Source organism: uncultured Nisaea sp., assembly GCF_963974195.1.
In the GTDB taxonomy this organism is placed as follows: Bacteria; Pseudomonadota; Alphaproteobacteria; order Thalassobaculales; family Thalassobaculaceae; genus Nisaea.
In genome coordinates this window covers 25,323-43,034 of the sequence record NZ_CAXBDC010000030.1, presented here as the reverse complement: position 1 = coordinate 43,034, position 17,712 = coordinate 25,323, and the positions used below count along the sequence as shown (strand labels likewise).

17 protein-coding genes are annotated in these 17,712 nt (G+C 63.7%); 10 read left to right on the top strand and 7 right to left on the bottom strand.

Going from position 1 to position 17,712, the window contains the following annotated elements; genetic code table 11:
- From gcvP to AAC126_RS08880, 3 genes are all read left to right on the top strand, one after another.
- A partial coding sequence (gene gcvP, locus AAC126_RS08890) for an aminomethyl-transferring glycine dehydrogenase (protein ID WP_339852333.1) occupies nt 1–2,249 on the top strand: 2,249 nt, incomplete at its 5' end.
- 3 nt (nt 2,250–2,252) lie between these two features.
- Nucleotides 2,253–2,957: an HAD family phosphatase gene (locus AAC126_RS08885; protein ID WP_339852329.1), complete on the top strand. Its 705-nt coding sequence runs from the start codon at nt 2,253–2,255 to the stop codon at nt 2,955–2,957.
- Nucleotides 2,954–3,421 (top strand): YbaK/EbsC family protein, encoded by a 468-nt coding sequence (locus AAC126_RS08880; protein ID WP_339852326.1) that lies wholly within the window; start codon nt 2,954–2,956, stop codon nt 3,419–3,421. Before AAC126_RS08885 ends, AAC126_RS08880 begins: the two co-directional genes overlap by 4 nt.
- A gap of 36 nt (nt 3,422–3,457) precedes the next feature.
- On the opposite strand, the gene AAC126_RS08875 is transcribed toward AAC126_RS08880, so the two are convergent.
- Together AAC126_RS08875 and AAC126_RS08870 are read right to left on the bottom strand one after the other, a co-directional pair.
- The gene (locus tag AAC126_RS08875) at nt 3,458–3,742 is read right to left on the bottom strand and encodes a hypothetical protein (RefSeq protein ID WP_339852324.1); all 285 of its coding nucleotides are present in this window, start codon (nt 3,740–3,742) and stop codon (nt 3,458–3,460) included.
- Between the two features lie 88 nt (nt 3,743–3,830).
- Nucleotides 3,831–4,277, bottom strand: coding sequence for a MarR family transcriptional regulator (locus AAC126_RS08870; RefSeq protein ID WP_339852322.1), 447 nt, complete (start codon nt 4,275–4,277; stop codon nt 3,831–3,833).
- Nucleotides 4,278–4,422: 145 nt separating this feature from the next.
- Here AAC126_RS08870 and AAC126_RS08865 point away from each other — a divergent pair, with 145 nt between their 5' ends.
- Nucleotides 4,423–4,854 carry an organic hydroperoxide resistance protein gene (locus AAC126_RS08865; RefSeq protein WP_339852319.1) on the top strand — a complete coding sequence of 144 codons (432 nt, stop codon included), beginning with the start codon at nt 4,423–4,425 and terminating at the stop codon, nt 4,852–4,854.
- A 55-nt stretch (nt 4,855–4,909) separates the two neighbouring features.
- Here the strand turns inward: AAC126_RS08865 and AAC126_RS08860 are convergent, their stop codons facing one another.
- Nucleotides 4,910–5,755, bottom strand: a complete 846-nt coding sequence (locus tag AAC126_RS08860) for a PhzF family phenazine biosynthesis protein (protein ID WP_339852317.1) — start codon at nt 5,753–5,755, stop codon at nt 4,910–4,912.
- A gap of 258 nt (nt 5,756–6,013) precedes the next feature.
- On the opposite strand from AAC126_RS08860, the gene AAC126_RS08855 reads away from it, so the two are divergent.
- Nucleotides 6,014–7,645: a hypothetical protein gene (locus tag AAC126_RS08855; RefSeq protein ID WP_339852314.1), complete on the top strand. Its 1,632-nt coding sequence runs from the start codon at nt 6,014–6,016 to the stop codon at nt 7,643–7,645.
- Nucleotides 7,646–7,674: 29 nt separating this feature from the next.
- Here the strand turns inward: AAC126_RS08855 and AAC126_RS08850 are convergent, their stop codons facing one another.
- Nucleotides 7,675–10,200, bottom strand: coding sequence for an FtsX-like permease family protein (locus tag AAC126_RS08850; protein WP_339852312.1), 2,526 nt, complete (start codon nt 10,198–10,200; stop codon nt 7,675–7,677).
- Entirely contained in the window at nt 10,200–10,937 is a 738-nt protein-coding gene (locus AAC126_RS08845) for an ABC transporter ATP-binding protein (RefSeq protein WP_339852310.1), read from the bottom strand. Before AAC126_RS08845 ends, AAC126_RS08850 begins: the two co-directional genes overlap by 1 nt.
- A gap of 157 nt (nt 10,938–11,094) precedes the next feature.
- On the opposite strand from AAC126_RS08845, the gene AAC126_RS08840 reads away from it, so the two are divergent.
- From AAC126_RS08840 to AAC126_RS08820, 5 genes are all read left to right on the top strand, one after another.
- Nucleotides 11,095–11,685, top strand: a complete 591-nt coding sequence (locus tag AAC126_RS08840; protein WP_339852307.1) for an arylesterase — start codon at nt 11,095–11,097, stop codon at nt 11,683–11,685.
- 134 nt (nt 11,686–11,819) lie between these two features.
- Nucleotides 11,820–12,863 carry an NADP(H)-dependent aldo-keto reductase gene (locus tag AAC126_RS08835; RefSeq protein WP_339852304.1) on the top strand — a complete coding sequence of 348 codons (1,044 nt, stop codon included), beginning with the start codon at nt 11,820–11,822 and terminating at the stop codon, nt 12,861–12,863.
- A 31-nt stretch (nt 12,864–12,894) separates the two neighbouring features.
- The gene (gene thpR / locus AAC126_RS08830) at nt 12,895–13,518 is read left to right on the top strand and encodes an RNA 2',3'-cyclic phosphodiesterase (RefSeq protein WP_339852302.1); all 624 of its coding nucleotides are present in this window, start codon (nt 12,895–12,897) and stop codon (nt 13,516–13,518) included.
- 71 nt (nt 13,519–13,589) lie between these two features.
- Nucleotides 13,590–14,339: a DUF1194 domain-containing protein gene (locus AAC126_RS08825; protein WP_339852299.1), complete on the top strand. Its 750-nt coding sequence runs from the start codon at nt 13,590–13,592 to the stop codon at nt 14,337–14,339.
- Between the two features lie 35 nt (nt 14,340–14,374).
- Nucleotides 14,375–15,064, top strand: coding sequence for a DUF1194 domain-containing protein (locus AAC126_RS08820; RefSeq protein ID WP_339852297.1), 690 nt, complete (start codon nt 14,375–14,377; stop codon nt 15,062–15,064).
- On the opposite strand, the gene AAC126_RS08815 is transcribed toward AAC126_RS08820, so the two are convergent.
- Together AAC126_RS08815 and AAC126_RS08810 are read right to left on the bottom strand one after the other, a co-directional pair.
- Nucleotides 15,061–16,110, bottom strand: coding sequence for a histone deacetylase family protein (locus AAC126_RS08815; protein WP_339852294.1), 1,050 nt, complete (start codon nt 16,108–16,110; stop codon nt 15,061–15,063). The two genes, AAC126_RS08820 and AAC126_RS08815, sit on opposite strands and share 4 nt — an antisense overlap.
- Nucleotides 16,111–16,137: 27 nt before the next feature.
- Entirely contained in the window at nt 16,138–17,670 is a 1,533-nt protein-coding gene (locus AAC126_RS08810; RefSeq protein ID WP_339852292.1) for an acyl-CoA carboxylase subunit beta, read from the bottom strand.
- Nucleotides 17,671–17,712 lie beyond the last annotated feature (42 nt).

Genomic DNA, 17,712 nt, shown 5'->3' with positions numbered 1-17,712 from the left:
CCTTTGCCGTCCTGCTGCAATATCCCGATACCAACGGCGCCGTGCATGACTATGCGGCCATCGTCGAGAAGGCTCATGCCCAGGGCGCGCTCGCCGTGGTCGCGGCCGATCTGCTGGCCCTGACCCATCTCACCCCTCCGGGCGAGTTCGGCGCGGATGTCGCCATCGGCACCAGCCAGCGCTTTGGCGTGCCGCTCGGCTTCGGCGGCCCGCATGCCGCCTATTTCGCCACGAAAGACGAATACAAGCGCTCGATCCCGGGCCGCATCGTCGGCGTATCAGTCGACAAGAATGGCGACCCGGCCTACCGGCTGGCCCTGCAGACCCGCGAGCAGCATATCCGCCGCGAGAAGGCGACCAGCAACATCTGCACCGCCCAGGTTCTGCTCGCCGTCATGGCGGCGGCCTATGCCTGCTATCACGGGCCGGTCGGCCTGATGAAGATCGGCCGCCGGGTACATCGCCGGACCGCGATCCTGGCCCAGGGCCTGCGCGAACTCGGCTACACCATCGCGCACGAAAACTTCTTCGATACCATCATCGTGCAGACCGATGACTGGACCGGCTCCGTCATCGAGGCCGCCCGTATCGAGGGCGTCAATCTGCGCATCTTCGAGAACAGTGTCGGCATCTCGCTGGACGAGACCTGCACCCGGGAGCTGGTCGAGCGGTTGTGGGCCATGATGGCCTTCGACAGCATGAAGGAACTCACCTACGAAGCCGTCGCCGACCGTACGCCGGACGCCATTCCGGCAAAGCTGGAGCGCAGTTCCGACTTCCTGACCCACCCGGCCTTCAACAGCTACCATTCCGAGACCGAGATGCTGCGCTATCTGCGCCGCCTCGCGGACAAGGACGTGGCGCTCGACCGTTCGATGATCCCGCTCGGCTCCTGCACCATGAAGCTGAACGCGACGACCGAGATGATTCCGGTCACCTGGGCCGCCTTCTCCGACATCCACCCGTTTGCCCCCCGCGATCAGGTCGAGGGCTATCATCTGATGATCGCCGAGCTGGAGCGGATGCTGGCCGAGATCACCGGCTATGCCGCCGTCTCCCTGCAACCGAACGCAGGCTCCCAGGGCGAATATGCCGGCCTGCTGGTGATCAGCGCCTATCACGCCAGCCGGGGAGAAGGGCATCGCAATATCTGCCTGATCCCGAGCTCCGCGCACGGCACCAACCCGGCTTCCGCCGCGATGGCCGGCATGAAGGTCGTGGTCGTGAAATGCGACGATGACGGCAATGTCGACATGGCTGACCTGAAGGCCAAGGTCGAACAGCACAGCGCCAATCTCGCCGCCCTGATGATCACCTATCCCTCGACCCACGGCGTGTTCGAGGAAACCATCACCGAGATCTGCGACCTGATCCACGAGCATGGCGGACAGGTCTATATGGACGGCGCCAACCTCAATGCCATGGTCGGTGTCTGCAAGCCGGGCCAGTTCGGCTCCGACGTCAGCCACCTGAACCTGCACAAGACCTTCTGCATCCCGCATGGCGGCGGCGGCCCCGGTGTCGGCCCGATCGGCGTCGGCGCGCATCTGGCGCCGTTCCTGCCCGGTCACCGCAACATGAACGCCCAGGAAACCGCCATCGGCCCGGTCAGCGCCGCGCCGTTCGGCAGTGCCGGCATCCTGCCGATCTCCTGGAGCTATATCGAGCTGATGGGCGCCAACGGGCTGAAGCAGGCGACCGAGGTCGCGATCCTCTCCGCCAACTATCTGGCCCACCGCCTCGAAGAGCATTTCCCGGTGCTCTACAAAGGCAAGAACGGGCTGGTGGCGCATGAATGCATCATCGACCTGCGCCCGCTGAAGGACGAAACCGGCGTTACCGTCGACGATGTCGCGAAACGCCTGATGGATTACGGCTTCCACGCCCCCACCATGTCCTTCCCGGTGCCGGGCACGCTGATGATCGAGCCGACAGAGAGCGAGCCTCTGGCCGAGCTGGAACGGTTCTGCGCGGCGATGATCGCCATCCGGCAGGAGATCCGCGATATCGAGGAGGGCAAACTCTCCCGCGATGAAAGCCCGCTGGCCCATGCCCCGCATACGGCGGGCGATCTGATGGCGGATGACTGGGACCGGAAATATTCCCGCGCCCAGGGCGCCTTCCCGGTCGACAGCCTGCGAGCCAACAAATACTGGCCGCCAGTCGCCCGGATCGATCAGGCCTATGGCGACAAGCACCTGATCTGCTCCTGCCCGCCGATCGAGGCCTATCAGGACGCGGCGGAGTAAGCGGTGCAAGATAGGCAGGGGACGGGCAAATGCCCCGTCCCTTCCCGCCTCGATGCGCTGCTGTTCGATCTCGACGGCACGCTGGTGAACACCACCGAGCTGCATGTCGACGCGACCAACGCCGCTCTCGCGACATTCGGCCGGCAGATTTCCCGCTCGGACTATGAGGCGCATCTGCATGGCGGCGCCAATGACGACACCCGGCATTTTCTCTTTCCCGACGATCCCGAGGGCAAGGGCCGGGACTATGTCGAGCTGAAGGAGCAACTGTTTCGGGACAGCATCGTTGAGCTGGAACGAATGCCGGGGCTGACCGGGCTTCTGGACTGGGCCGCCGAACACAGTCTGAAAACCGCCGTGGTCACCAACGCGCCCCGGGCGAATGCGGATCTGATGCTGCGCGCTCTTGGCCTCAAGGACCGCTTCGACGCGATTGTCGTCGCGGAAGAAGTGCCCCTGGGTAAACCGGACCCGGGGCCTTATCTGGAAGGCCTGTCCCGCATCGGCTGCACGGCAGAGGCGGCAATCGGATTCGAGGATTCGCCGAGCGGGCTGACCGCACTCATCGGCGCCGGTGTCTATTCAGTTGCCATTTCCGGTACGGACGCCCTGCCCCCACTCGATAGGGCCGACCTCATCATTGACGATTACCGCGCACCCGGGCTTCAATCCCTGCTCCATTCCATTCGCATTCCGGACTCCCCATGAGCAAGAGCGTCAATCGCGTCAAGGCCGCCGCTGAGGCAGCCGGGCTAACCGTCGAAATCCTGCGCATGCCGGACTCGACACGGACTGCCGCCGAAGCCGCCGCCGCGTGCGGCTGCGATGTGGCGCAAATCGTCAAATCACTGATCTTCAAGGGTGGCGAGAGTGGCGCGCTGAAGCTGCTGCTGGTCTCCGGCGCCAATCAGGTGGATCTGGAAAAGGCGGCGGCGCTGGTCGGCGAGCCGCTGGAACGGGCCGATCCGAAGGAAGTGCGCGAGATCACCGGCTTCGCCATCGGCGGCGTCTCTCCGCTCGGCCATATGAGTCCGGTCGAGACCTGGATGGACGAGACCCTGCTCGGCTTCGGCACGGTCTGGGCGGCTGCGGGCGCGCCGAACGCGGTGTTCGAAGCCAGCCCGGATGCGCTGAAAAAGGCTGCCGGTGCGGCCGTCGCGGCGCTCAGCTAACCGCCACAACCTGCGCCCGCCATCCGGGCTCGCGGCCTAGAGTTTCAGACCCTTGCCGTCTCCCCCGTCGTCATCCTGTTTTTCCTGCTGATCGTTCTTCGGATTGGCCCGGCGGATGAGAATATCGCCATTGGGCAGGAATTCCGGCGCCTCGTATTGCGGGATCGAGGAAAAAAAGGCACGCAGGCCGTCGATCACCATCTGTGCCCCGCGCTCGATCGTGTCCGCCGGCGGCTCTTCGGCAGCCCTGGCAGGCCCCGTGGCAACGGCGAGGGACAAGGACAGGCCAAGCAATGCGTATAGAGGCAGTCTGGTCTTCATCTATGGCTCCTTCGTCAGGGGGCTCCTTCGTCGGGGCGACCCATCATAGACATGATTTAGCCGACAAAAAGGCGGATACAAGCCCCGCTTAACGCCCGGCGACAACCGCGCCGGTCACGCCGTTCACTTCCGCCACCAGCGTGCCAAGTTCTTCCCGGGTCATACCGATTGTCTCGAACAGACAGGCCGAGACATCGCGGGATTTCTGGCGCAGCGCCCGACCCTGCCCGGTCAGCGTCACCTGCACCTGCCGCTCGTCATTGGCGGCCCGGCGGCGCTGCACGAGGCCCGCCTGCTCCAGCCGTTTCAGCAGCGGCGTCAGGGTGTTCGATTCCAGATGCAGCAGCTCACCGAGCTGGCCGACATTCTGGTTGTCCTGCTCCCACAGGGCCATCAGCACCAGATATTGCGGGTAGGTCAGCCCGAGTTCGCCAAGCAGCGGCTTGTAGAACCGGTTCATGGCGTGATGTGCCTTGTAGAGGGCGAAACAGAGGAATTCGTCCAGATGAGGCTGGCCGTCAGACACGTCCGACACAAATAGTCTCCCATACCGTTCAGCCCATGATGCTCGGGAGAATTTAGTCGCACACGATAAAATCGCAAGCCCTTGACATCTCCGTGGCGGTGATTATTTATATCGCACACGATTTAATCGCTCAATTAAAGCAAGGAGCCATATCATGTCAGTCAATGTTCTCTACACCACCGGCACCACCGCAACCGGCGGCCGCGACGGTCATGCCAAAACAACCGACGGCGCACTCGACGTCACCCTCTCCACCCCGAAGGAACTCGGCGGCGCGGGCGGCAAGGGCAACAATCCGGAACAGCTTTTCGCGGCAGGCTATGCGGCCTGCTTCCTCGGCGCCATGAAGTTCGTCGCCTCCCAGGGAGAGTCTTCGGTGAAGATCACGCCGGACACAGAGGTCACCTCCGAAGTCGGCATCGGCCCGCGTTCGGAAGGCGGGTTCGGCCTTGAGGTTTCCCTCTTGGTCTCCATCCCCGGCGCGGACAAGGACGCGGTGCAGGACCTGATCGAGAAAGCCCATCAGGTCTGCCCGTACTCGAACGCCACGCGGAACAATATCGATGTGAAACTGTCGGTCGCTTAAGCTGCGGCGGACAGGGGAGCGGGCCGCCCGCCGGCGGCCCGTTTTCCGGTGCCCTCTATTCGGCCGTCATCACGCGGGCCTGCCCGGATACCCGGATGGAACTCCCGGGCTCGGATGAAAATTCGGCGTGAAGGCGCGAGAGCATGCCCATATCCTCGCCCTGGACAATGTCGATCCGCCCGGCATGGGCCCAGTCGATATCCCGGAGATATCCGGCGAAAGCCGCTGTCGCGGCGCCGGTGGCCGGATCTTCATAGACCCCGCCAGACGCGAACGGGTTCCGCGTGTGAAACAATTGCGGGCCTTCCGGATAGACCAGCAGAACCGTCACCAGGCCATGCCGGTTCATCAGCTCCCGCCCGGCCTCCAGATCATAATTCATGTCCGCCAATGCCTGACGGGAATTCAGCGCCAGCACGAAATGATCCGCACCGCCATGGATCAGCGCGGGCGGGATGTCCGCGTGCAAGTCCTCCACCGTATATCCGAACAGATCCATCACCCCGGACACGAGATCGGGGGAGGCTTTGCCGCTGCGGGTCGGCGGTGACTGCAATGCAGCCGTGAGCGTTCCGTCCCGTTGCCCCCCTTCGACGGTGATCTCCGCCTCATTGAGGCTCAATTTGAACACGCCGTCCCCGTTCCGCCGCGCCAGTGCCGCACCAAGCGCAATGGTCGCATGACCGCAGAAGGGCACCTCGGATTCCGGCGCGAAGTAGCGCACCCGCCAGCTCTCCCCTTCCGGCGCCGCAAAAGCCGTTTCCGAGAAACCGACCTCGGCCGCGATCCGCTGCATCTCTTCCGCCGGCGGCAAGCTGTCCGCAATCAGGACGCCTGCCGGGTTTCCGCCGGAGCCAGCCTCTGAAAAGGCCGCAATTCGTTCCACTTTCTGCGCACTCATATTGTTTTCCAAACCATTAATGCCAAAACACAACCATTCCGACAGGAGGTGGGCGCGATCACTGAACCTCACAATGGAATTTTCCGCAGCCGGAGGAAATTGACTTATTCCGGCGGGCCACCTAATTTTGCCGCGCGGTGCAGGCCGCTTCCGGACCCGCGGGAAGGGCATAGCCCACTTGCCTGAAAGCACTGACCGTCTTTCAACCTTTGTGCAGCCGGATTGCGGGTCGTCGGCGAGAGACGCACGGAGGTTCCGATGAATCCGCTTCCAGACCAACCCGACATCAATCATCTGAAAAAACAGGCAAAAGACCTGCTCAAAGCCTATCGGCAGGGCAGTGCGGAGGCCGTTCGGCGGCTCCAGACCGCACTCCCGTTAGCGCGCGGAAAATCGCCCGAGGCATTGCGGGCAATGGAGCTGCGCCTGCATGACGCGCAATCCTGTATTGCCCGCGAATACGGCCTCTCCTCCTGGGCCGATCTCCGCTCCCTCGTCGAGGTCATGCGGCTGCGGGACAGCGATGCAAAGACGCTGGCCGCCGGATTTAGCCGCCTTGTCTATGCGGGGGAGATCGCGGGCGGCATGAACCGGGCGCGGCCGAACGCGGCGGCCCGGCTTCTGGCCGAACACCCGGGGATTGCCCGGCATGATCCCTGGCTCGCCTGCGCCACGGGAGAACACGAGATTGTCCGCCGGAACCTCGCCGAGGATCCATCCTGGGTGGAACGTCCCGGCGGCCCGCTCTCCCTGACGCCGCTGATCGCGACCACCCATTCGAGCCTGCTCACCCTGCCAGAGTACCGAGACGGACTGCACCGGGTGGCGGCACTCCTGCTCGCTGCCGGAGCGAACCCGAACGGGCGGCAAAACAAGGAATGGAGCGGCCGCGCAGACACCCCGCCCGAGACATGGCAGGCCTCGCCGCTGCACGGGGCCGCCGGGGTCAATCACGACCCGGAACTGACGCGGATGCTGCTCGCGGCGGGCGCGGACCCGAATGACGGCGAGTCGCTCTATCATTCACTCGATACCGCGCGCTGCACGAAGCTGCTGCTCGACGCGGGAGCAACAGTCACCGGCACGAACGTGCTGTTCCGCGCGCTCGATTTCGACGATCTCGACACTTTCCGGCTGCTGCTGTCCCATGCAGCGGACACACCGGAGCTGAGCAGCAGCAGGCTGCTTTTCTGGGCGATCCGGCGGCGGCGTTCCCTCGCGCATGTTGCCGCCCTGCTGGAGGCCGGGATCGATCCCCGCGCCCGTAACAAGGACGGACTTGGCGCCGAGATTCAGGCCCTGCGCTACGGCTTGCCGGAAGTCGCCGCGCTTCTGCGGGAGGCCGGAGCCGACACCCCTCTCGCGCCGGAAGAACAATTCCTCGCCGCCTGCGCCCGTGGCGACGAAGAGGAAGCCAGGCGTTTGCAGGCCGCGAACCCGGGCTTTCCGGCCGCGCTCGACGATGACCGGCTGCGGATCTTTCCGGAACTTGCGGCAGCGGGATGCGGTGAGGCGGTAAGGCTGATGGCCGATCTCGGCTGGCCGCTGGAGGTCCGGGGCGGCGATTTCGACGCGAGCGCCCTCAACCAGGCGGTCTTCCGGGGCGATGCGGCGCTGGCCCGGCATCTGCTCGCCAGTGGCGCTTCATGGAAGGCAGATCATGCCTATGGCGACAATGTCTGCGGCACGCTGAGCTGGGCTTCTGTCAATCGCCCGGTGGAGAATGGTGACTGGGCCGGATGCGCCGAAGCGCTGCTGGCCCACGGCATGCCCGCCGCCGAACGGGATCCGGGCGATCCGGACATTGTGCTGATCGACGGCCGGAAACGCCGCTTCGCCGACGAGGTAACGGCGCTTTTGCTCGGGGAAGACGCCGGGGCCGGGGCTTGATCCGGAGCGCGGTGCCCTGCTACGCGACGTTACTCGTTGCGGAGCAGCGGCGCCGCTTTCTGGGACAAAGCGCTCCAGGTGCCGATCAGGCCGAGCGTGATGGTGATCAGCGTCGAAAAGGCCGCCGTCAGCACCACTGCGGGCGTGTCGAAGGCAAAGTCGCCGCGCATCAACTGGGTAATGACGACATAGCCGATGATGGTGCCGATCAGGGCCGCCACCAGCGAGGTGACGAGGCCGAGCAGGCCATATTCCATGACATAGGCTGTCAGCACCTTGCGCCGGGTCGCCCCCAGCACCTTCAGCACCACCGCATCATAGATCCGGCGCTGATGGCCCGAGATCACCGCCCCCGCCAGCACCAGCACGCCCGCGAGCAGCGTCACCGACGCGGTGATCCGGATGGCGATGCCGACCGCGTCCATGATCCGGCCCGCATTGTCGAGCGCGTCCTTCACCCGGATGGCGGAGACATTGGCGAACCGGTCCGTGACCGCCCGCTGCACCGCCTCTTCCGCTTCCGGCGTGTCCGCATAGACCGTGGAGATAATGCTGTGCGGCGCCGCCTCCAGCGTGCCGGGAGCGAAGACGAAGACGAAATTCATCCCCAGCGACTGCCATTCGATATTCCGCAGGTTATGCACCGTCGCGGTGATCTCCCGGCCGAGCACGTTCAGGGTGATGGTATCGCCGACGCCGATGCCGTAGCCGCGCGCGATTTCCGCATCGAAAGACAGCAGTGGCGGGCCGCTGTAATCCTCCGGCCACCACTCGCCCTCGACCAGATCCGTGCCGGGCGGCGGCGTGGCGGCATAGGTCAGGCCGCGATCGCCATTGATGGTCCATTGCACGTCCGGATCGACCGTGCGCTCCGCCACCGGGACCCCGGCGATCTTCACGATCCGTCCGCGCACCAGCGGCGTGCGCTCCATCTTGGTGATGCCGGGTACGCTCTCCACCGTCTCGATGAAGCCGTCGACCTGATGCGGCTGGATGTCGATGAAGAAATAGGACGGCGCGATTTCCGGGATTTGTTCTTTCAACTGCCGCGAAAGATTGGCCTCGATCAGGGCAATCGCCACCAGCACGGTGAGGCCAAGCCCGAGGGAAAGGATTACGCTGGCGGTCGGCGCGCCGGGCCGATGCAGGTTGGCGATGGCCAGCCGCAGATCCGGACGCTTCGGTGCCGGCAGCATACGGGCGCCCCGGACGATAAGCTGCGCCCCGCCGCCGAACAGCAGCAGCACGCCCACCGCCCCGGCGATGAAACCACCCGCCAGTTTCGGATCGTCCGTCGCGACGACCGCCAGACCGGCCAGGATCAGAGCGCTGATCGCGCTGGCGACAATGTACTTACCGGCAGGCCGTCCGGACGGCGGCACGATCAGGGCGCGGAAAAGCTGCGCTGCGCGTACCGCCCCTGCCCGCCCTAGCGGCCAGAGCGAGAATGCAATGGTGGTGAGATAGCCGAACGCCCCGGCGGTCAGCAGCGGTTTCCAATAGAGCCCGCCCGGCACCTCGAAGGGCAGCATGCCGGAGATCAGTTTGCCCGCGATCAGCGGCGCCAGAGCGCCGATGGCAAGCCCGGCGCCAATCCCGACGGTGGCAACAGCCAGAATCTGCACGAAATAGGCGGTGAAAACGGTCCCGGTCGTGGCGCCGAGGCATTTCAGGGTGGCGATGGTTGCCATGCGCCGATCGAGGAAAGCCCGCACCGCGTTGGCGATACCGACACCACCGACCAGAAGCGCCGTCAGTCCGACCAGCGTGAGGAACTGCGTCACCCGGTTGATGAACCGGTCGAAACCGGGCGCGGCACGATCCACCCCGCGTATCCGCCAGCCCGCATCGGGGAAATTCTTGTTCGTCTGCTCGATCCAGTCAGCCCCGTTGAGGCCCGGCTTCAGGCCAATCAGGTAATGGAAGCGGATCAGGCTGCCGCGCTGGACCAGACCGGTCTCCGGCAGGGACGCCGCCGGGATCATGACGCGCGGGCCGAAAGAGGCAAAACTGACGGAGCGGTCCGGCTCCTTCGCGATCACGTCGCGAACCTCGAAAGTGGCTTCGCCGATCTTCAGCGTGTCCCCCGGTACAAGCTCAAGCCGGGTCGCGAGAGCCGCATCCACCACCGCACCGTATCGTCCGTCCCGCTGCGCCAGTTCCGTCTGGATGGCGCCGCCTTTTTGCAGGTCGAGGGTGCCGAACAACGGATAGGCGTCACTCACCGCTTTCAACTCGACCAGGGTGCGCCGGTCCGCATCCGTCTTGCGCGCCATGGCCCGCATTTCGACGGTCTCGGCAACCGTGCCCGACTGGCGGAACCAGTCGATCTGTTCGGATGCCGCTTCGCGATGGGTGAAGCGTATATCGATATCGCCGCCGAGGATCTCCCGTGCATCCCGCTCGACCCCCGCCATCATGGCGGAGGAGACGGAACCGACACCGGCCATCGCCGCCACGCCGAGGGCGAGGCAGGCCAGAAACACGCGGAAGGAGGAGACCGCGCCGCGCAGCTCCCGGCGGGCGATCGTCAGGGCAATAAAGAAATTTTGCATCAGGCGCGCTGCCGCTCGGCTGCCGCGCTGTCATCAGGCTGACCGGACTCACCGGGCACCGTGCGTCTGACATCCTTCACGATCTTGCCATCGGCCATGGAGATCACCCGGCTGCAATGCTCGGCCAGCGCCATGTCATGGGTGATCAGCACCAGGGTAGTGCCGTGCGTCTGACTCAACTCAAAAAGCAGTTCCATGATATTGTCGCCGGTAGCACCGTCGAGATTCCCCGTCGGCTCGTCCGCCAGCAACAGTTTCGGCCGGGTGACGAAAGCGCGGGCAATGGCCACGCGCTGCTGCTCTCCACCGGAAAGCTGATCCGGGTAGTGCGTTATCCGGTGCGCCAGTCCTACCCGCCCGAGGCTCTCCTCGGCGAGGGCGAAGGCATCGCGGGAGCCTGCGAGTTCAAGCGGTATCGCCACATTCTCCAGCGCCGTCATGGTCGGCACCAGACGGAAGGCCTGAAAGACGATCCCCACCGTGTCCCGGCGGAACACGGCAAGCGCATCCTCGCTCATGGCGGAGAGATTGTGATCGGCGACGGAGACGCCGCCGGAGCTGGCCTGTTCCAGCCCGCCTATCACCATCATCAGGGTCGACTTGCCGGCGCCGGACGGCCCGACGATGCTGACGGTCTCGCCCGCATTCACCTCAAGATCAATCCCGCGGAGGATATTGACCTCGCCCGCCCCGCTCCTCAGGTTAAGGTGCAAGTCGGACAACCGGATCAATGCCATGAGTGAGTCTTCCCAGATTAAACAGCGGTGGAGCCCGGCGATGCCAGGCTCCCCTGAATTATGCGCACCTTCGCCATATAGGGTTACCATTGTGCATTGCAACGCTGTCAGCCGCGCTTTCCGCCGCTGTACCGCGGTTGTTTTCCCGGTGTTATTGTTGATTTTTCTCGCCTTCAGCCCCGCTGCGGAAGCCGAGACCCGCCTCCTCGGCCTCGGCGACAGCCTGATGGCGGGCTATGGGCTGCCGCCGGGAGACGGCTTTCCCGACCAGTTGCAGGAAGCGCTTCAGGCGGCCGGGATCGACGCCACTGTGACCAATGCCGGTGTCTCCGGAGATACCAGCGCCGGCGGCCGGGCCCGGCTGGAATGGGCGCTTGCCTCCGACCCGCATGCGGTGATTGTCGAGCTTGGCGCCAATGACGGGCTGCGCGGGCTGGAGCCGGCGGAAACGAAGCGCAATCTCGACGCCATCCTGACCACGCTCGGTGAAAAAGACATCCCGGTCCTGCTCGCCGGCATGCTGGCCCCGCCCAATCTCGGCCAGGAATATGGCGCCGAGTTCGAAGCCGTGTATCGCGACCTCGCCGAAAAACACGGCGTCCTGTTCTATCCGTTTTTCCTCGACGGCGTCGTCGGAGACCCGGCCCTCAATCAGCAGGACGGCATTCATCCAACCAAAGAGGGCGTTGCCATCATCGTCGAGCGCATTCTGCCGAAGGTGCGGGAACTCATCGCAAAGAGCGGGTAAAGCCCCGTTGATCCCAGACGCGTGCCGCGCTTAAACTCCGCGCCTTCAGGCCTCATGGCCCATAACCTATCGCCTATCTACCAATCGCCTATCTGCCAATCGCCCATCTGCCAATCAACGGAAGAGAGTTGCCCATGGAATACCGCCCGCTCGGACGAACGGACCTGCGCGTCAGTGTCATCTGCCTCGGAACCATGACCTATGGTGAGCAGAACAGCGAAGCAGAAGGCCACGAGCAGATGGATTATGCGCTGGAGCGCGGCGTCAATTTCTTCGACACGGCGGAAATGTATTCCGTGCCGCCCCGGGCCGAGACATATGGCCGGACCGAGGAAGTCATCGGCACCTGGATCAAGGCCAGCGGCAAGCGGGACAAGGTGATCCTGGCGACCAAGGTGGTCGGCCCGGGAGAGCGCTTCGCCCATGTCCGTGACGGCAATCCGCAGTTCAACCGCGAACACATCACGGCCGCTGTCGATGCCAGCCTGAAGCGGCTGCAGACGGACTATATCGACCTCTATCAGCTGCACTGGCCGGAGCGCTCCACGAACACCTTCGGCAAGCTCAATTACGTGCATGCCGAAGAACAGGACTGGACGCCGCTGGAAGAAACCCTCGGCGTGCTGGCCGACCTGATCAAGGAAGGCAAGATCCGGCATATCGGCCTCTCGAACGAGACGCCTTGGGGCACGATGAAATGCATCGCGCTGTCCGATGCCATGGGCCTGCCGCGTCCGGCCTCCGTGCAGAATCCCTACAACCTGCTGAACCGCAGCTTCGAGGTCGGTCTGGCCGAAGTAGCTATCCGCGAGGATTGCGGGCTGCTGGCCTACTCGCCCATCGCCGGCGGCGTGCTCAGCGGCAAGTATCTTGATGGCGCCCAGCCGGAAGGCGCCCGCATGACGCTCTTCCCGGGCAATTTCTCGCGCTACCTGAAGCCGAACGCCGAGGAAGCCACGATCGCCTATGCCAAGCTCGCCAAGGAGTACGGATTCGCGCCTGCGGACCTCGCCAACACCTTCGTCAACACCCGCCAGTTCACCACCTCGAACATCATTGGCGCGACGACGATGAAACAGCTCGAAAGCAATATAGACACTGCCGAAATGGTGCTTCCGGAAGCCCTTCTGGAAGAGATCGAAAAGATTAACCAGCTGTACTCAAATCCCTGTCCTTGACAGGCTGCGCGAGCGTGATAGCCAGTTATGTATGAACAGGTTGTTCGTCGCGCTCGCGCTACCCGACCATGTCCGCGCCGCACTCTCCCGGCTGCGCCGCGGTTTTCCCGGCGCCCGTTGGGTCGCGGAAGAGAACTTTCACCTGACATTGAGATTTATCGGCGACGCCGATAACCGGACGATGGACGACATCGCCGCGCAACTGGACCGTGTCCGGGAGCCGGGATTCGATCTTGAGCTAGACGGTTTCGGCTGCTTCGAGACCAAGGGCCGGGTCCGCGCACTCTGGGCCCGGGTTATGGCCAGCGATGAGCTGTTCCATCTGCAACGCAAGGTCGACACAGCCCTCGACGCGGTCGGCGTCGCGCGCGAGACCCGCAGATTCAAACCGCATGTCACACTGGCCCGCTTCAGGGACGCGCCGCTCGGTCCGGTGAATGATTTCATCTGCGAGGCCAGCCCGTTCAGCACCGAGCCGTTTCCGGTCGGCTCCTTCACGCTGTATCGCAGTTTTCTGCACCGGGACGGACCGATCTACCGGCCCGAAGTCGTGTACCCGCTCGACGGAGATGCCTTTTCCGACCCCTATTTCGACGAATTCAGGGATGAAGAAGGCTACGATTTCACGGACGATAACGTCATTCCGTCACATTAGACCGGTATAGACACGGTTTTTTCACAAAGTCCTGCAAAGGTGGTTATCCGGCAGGAAGGCTTTGGTGAACCATGTTGCGTCTCATATGTCTTGTCCTCGCGTTGATCTGTTCTCTGCCCCGTATCGGTGCGGCCGACATTCCCGTTGATATCGAGCTGGTCCTCGCCATCGACTGCTCCTCCAGTGTGGATGACGAGGAATTCGCCCTGCAGGTCGCCGGTATGGCCAACGCCTTCCGCGACCCGATGATCCAGGAGGCCATCCAGAACGGCGTCGAGGGCGCCATCGGGGTTTCCATCATCCAATGGTCCAGCGAGCGTTTCCAGAATGTCGCCGTGCACTGGCGCCTGCTGACCGGCCCCGCCGACGCACACAATCTGGCGAACGAGATCGACGCAATGCCGCGCACCATCGGCACCGGCGCGACCTCGATCGCCAACGCCCTGCTGTTCGCCGCCAACAGCTTTAACGGCAACGGCATGGAGGGTTTCCGCCGGGTGATCGACATGTCGGCGGATGGCGAGAACAACCAGGGCCTCGACATCCATATCGCCCGCGCCCAGGTGCTGGCTCGGGGCATCACCATCAACGGGCTGGCGATCCGCAACGAGTTCCCCAATCTGGACATCTATTTCGAGGACCGGGTGATCGGCGGCGATAGGGCCTTTACCGAAGTGGCGAAGGACTACGAGGACTATCGCAACGCCATCTTCCGTAAACTTTTCCGCGAATTGCGCGATGTCCCCGTTGCGGACGGGTCCGGCATTGACCCATCATGGGCCCCATCATGGAAAGAGGCCCGGCTCATCGGGCGGCGCTAAAGCGCCCCTTCAAACGCGGCGATCAGGGTGATGGTTTGAGATTTCTGAAAACGGTTCTGGGCCTGTTTCTTGTCTGCGCCGCGCCGTCTTCCGTTGCCCAGAGTGAGTATCCGGTCGATGTCGAACTGGTGCTCGCCATCGATTCCTCAGCCAGCGTTGACCGCGATGAATTCGATCTGCAACTACGCGGCCTCGCCCTGGCCTTCAACGATCCCGAAGTACAGCAGGCCATCAGGAACGGCGCCTTCCAGGCCATCGCGGTAACACTTGTCGAATGGTCCAGCGTCGACCGGCAGGCGGTCAACATTCCCTGGCGCCTGATCAACGACCGGGAAAGCGCGGAAGCCTTTGCCGCGGACATCGCCACCTCCGCCCGCATGGTCGATACCGGCGCCACCTCGATCTCGGCGGCCATCGCCTACAGTGTCCCCCTGTTCGCCGTGAACGGTTTCGCCGGTCAGCGTCAGGTGATCGATATTTCCGGAGACGGTTTCAACAATTCCGGCCGGACAATGCGGGAAGGCCGCCAGATCGCCAGCACAGCCCGCGTCACCGTCAACGGGCTGGCGATCCAGAACCAGGTGCTGGATCTCGGCGGCTATTTCGAGGATTACGTCATCACCGGCCCCGGCGCCTTCGTCATCACCGCCGAGGATTACGAGGATTACATCAAGGCGATCCGGCGGAAACTGCTGCGGGAAATCAAGGCGTCACCGATTTCCTAATCGCGCATGCCCTCGAACCCACCCAGAAACGCCGCCAGATTGTCCCCGAGCTGGTCCGAGATATAGCCACCTTCCTGCACCAGCAGGCTCGGATATCCTGCCTTTGAAATTACTTCGCCCATACGGCGGAAGCCTTCCGTGGTGATCTTGCAGAAAGCCAGCGGGTCGGCCTCTGAAGCATCGAGGCCGAGGGCGACGACCAGCACGTCCGGCTTGAAGGCGGCCACGCTTTCCAGCGCGTCGGCGAGAATTTCCATATAGGCGTCGTCGCCGGTACCCTGGGGCAGCGGGTAATTCACGTTGCACCCGGCCCCCTCGCCTTCGCCCGTCTCGTGGCCGAAACCGGTGAAGAACGGATAGTAGGTCGCCGGATCGCCATGCAGGGAGACGGTCTGCACGTCGCCGCGCTCATAGAAGATACCTTGCGTGCCGTTGCCGTGATGCACATCGACATCGAGGATCGCGACCTTTGCCGTTCCCTTGTCCCGCAGGCGCTGGGCCGCGATGGCGGAATTGTTCAGGAAGCAGAAGCCGCCGGCCTGATCGGCATAGGCATGGTGCCCCGGAGGGCGGCAGAGGGCGTAGAGATAGGCGCCCCTGTTCCCGCCCTCGATATCCTGCACCAGCATGTCCGCGGCGGTTACAGCGACATCTGACGAGGCCAGGGCGCCTTTCCAGGTTCCCTCCCCGATCGGACAGGCCGTGTCCGCCTGGTAATGGCCGGACTGGGCCACGATATGCTGCGGCGGCTGCGCCATGTTCCGGCCGGAATGCACATTCGGGATGATCTCGTCCGCATGGTCCGGCAGGGCGCACCAGCGCTCCCAGGCATTCTCGAGGAAGTCGAGATAGCCCGCGTCATGTATCCGGGCTACCGGGCCTGCCCCGTGCGTCCTGGACGGGATCAGGTCATGCCCCGCATCCGTCGCCGCCTTGAACAGGATCTCCGCCCGCTCCGGACGCTCTGGGCTCTGCACGATGGCGCCCCGCGTTATGAAGCGTTTCGGGGCATGCACGGCATGCCCGTCCGTATAAACCACACGCATCTTGTCTACTGCCGCCCGAGTGGAAAGTTAGAGAGGGATATTGTCGTGTTTCTTCCAGGGGTTTTCGAGCTGCTTGTTCTTCAGCATCGAGAGTCCCCGGCAGATCCGCCGCCGTGTATTGCGCGGCAGGATGACATCGTCGATATAGCCGCGCGCACCGGCAACGAAGGGATTGGCGAATTTCTGCCGGTATTCCTCGGTCCGCTCGGCGATCTTCTCCTCGTCGCCGAGATCGCCCCGGAAGATGATCTCCACCGCGCCTTTCGGCCCCATCACGGCGATTTCCGCCGTCGGCCAGGCGAAGTTCAGATCGCCGCGCAGATGCTTGGAGCTCATCACGTCATAGGCGCCGCCATAGGCCTTGCGGGTGATCACCGTGATCTTCGGCACCGTGGCTTCGGCATAGGCGTAGAGCAGCTTGGCACCATGCTTGATGATGCCGTTGAATTCCTGCGAGGTGCCCGGCAGGAAGCCCGGCACGTCGACAAAGGTGACGATCGGAATGTTGAAACAGTCGCAGAAGCGGACGAAACGGGCCGCCTTCTTAGAGCTTTCGATATCGAGGCAGCCGGCCAGCACCATCGGCTGATTGGCGACGATGCCCACCGTCGAGCCCATCATCCGGGCGAAGCCGACCAGAATGTTGCCGGCATAGTTCGGCTGGATTTCGAAGAAATCGCCCTCGTCGACGACCTTCTCGATCAGCTCCTTCATGTCATAGGGCTTGTTCGGGTTGGCCGGGATCAACGTATCGAGGGAGATTTCCGGACGGTCCATGGTATCGGCGGTCGGCCGCACCGGCGGCTTTTCCCGGTTGTTCAGCGGCAGGAAATCGATGAAACGACGAAGCTGCAGCAGCGCCTCGACATCGTTTTCGAACGCCATGTCGGCGACACCGGATTTGGTGGAATGGGTGACCGCGCCGCCCAGCTCTTCCTGGGTGACGGTCTCGTGCGTCACGGTCTTCACCACGTCCGGGCCGGTGACGAACATGTAGGAGCTGTCCTTCACCATGAAGATGAAGTCGGTCATCGCCGGGGAATAAACCGCCCCACCGGCGCACGGGCCCATGATCATCGAGATCTGCGGCACCACGCCCGAGGCCAGCACGTTGCGCTGGAACACTTCGGCATAGCCGCCGAGAGAAGCAACGCCTTCCTGGATGCGGGCGCCACCGCTGTCATTCAGGCCAATGACAGGCGCGCCCACCTTCATGGCCTGATCCATCAGCTTGCAGATCTTCTCCGCATGGGCTTCCGAGAGGGAGCCGCCGAACACGGTGAAATCCTGGCTGAAGACGAAGATCATGCGGCCGTTCACGGTACCGTATCCGGTCACCACGCCGTCGCCCGGCACCTTGTTCTCGGCCATGCCGAAATCGGTGCAGCGATGCTCGACGAACATGTCCCATTCCTCGAACGAGCCCTCGTCGAGCAAGACCTCGATCCGTTCCCGCGCTGTCAGCTTGCCTTTGCCATGCTGCGCCGCGACCCGCTTCTCGCCACCGCCCGCACGCGCTGCATCGCGCATTTCACCGAGCCGCTGAATGATTTCCTGCATACGTCTAATCTCCCTGGACCGCGCCACGATAGGCGCAGCCCG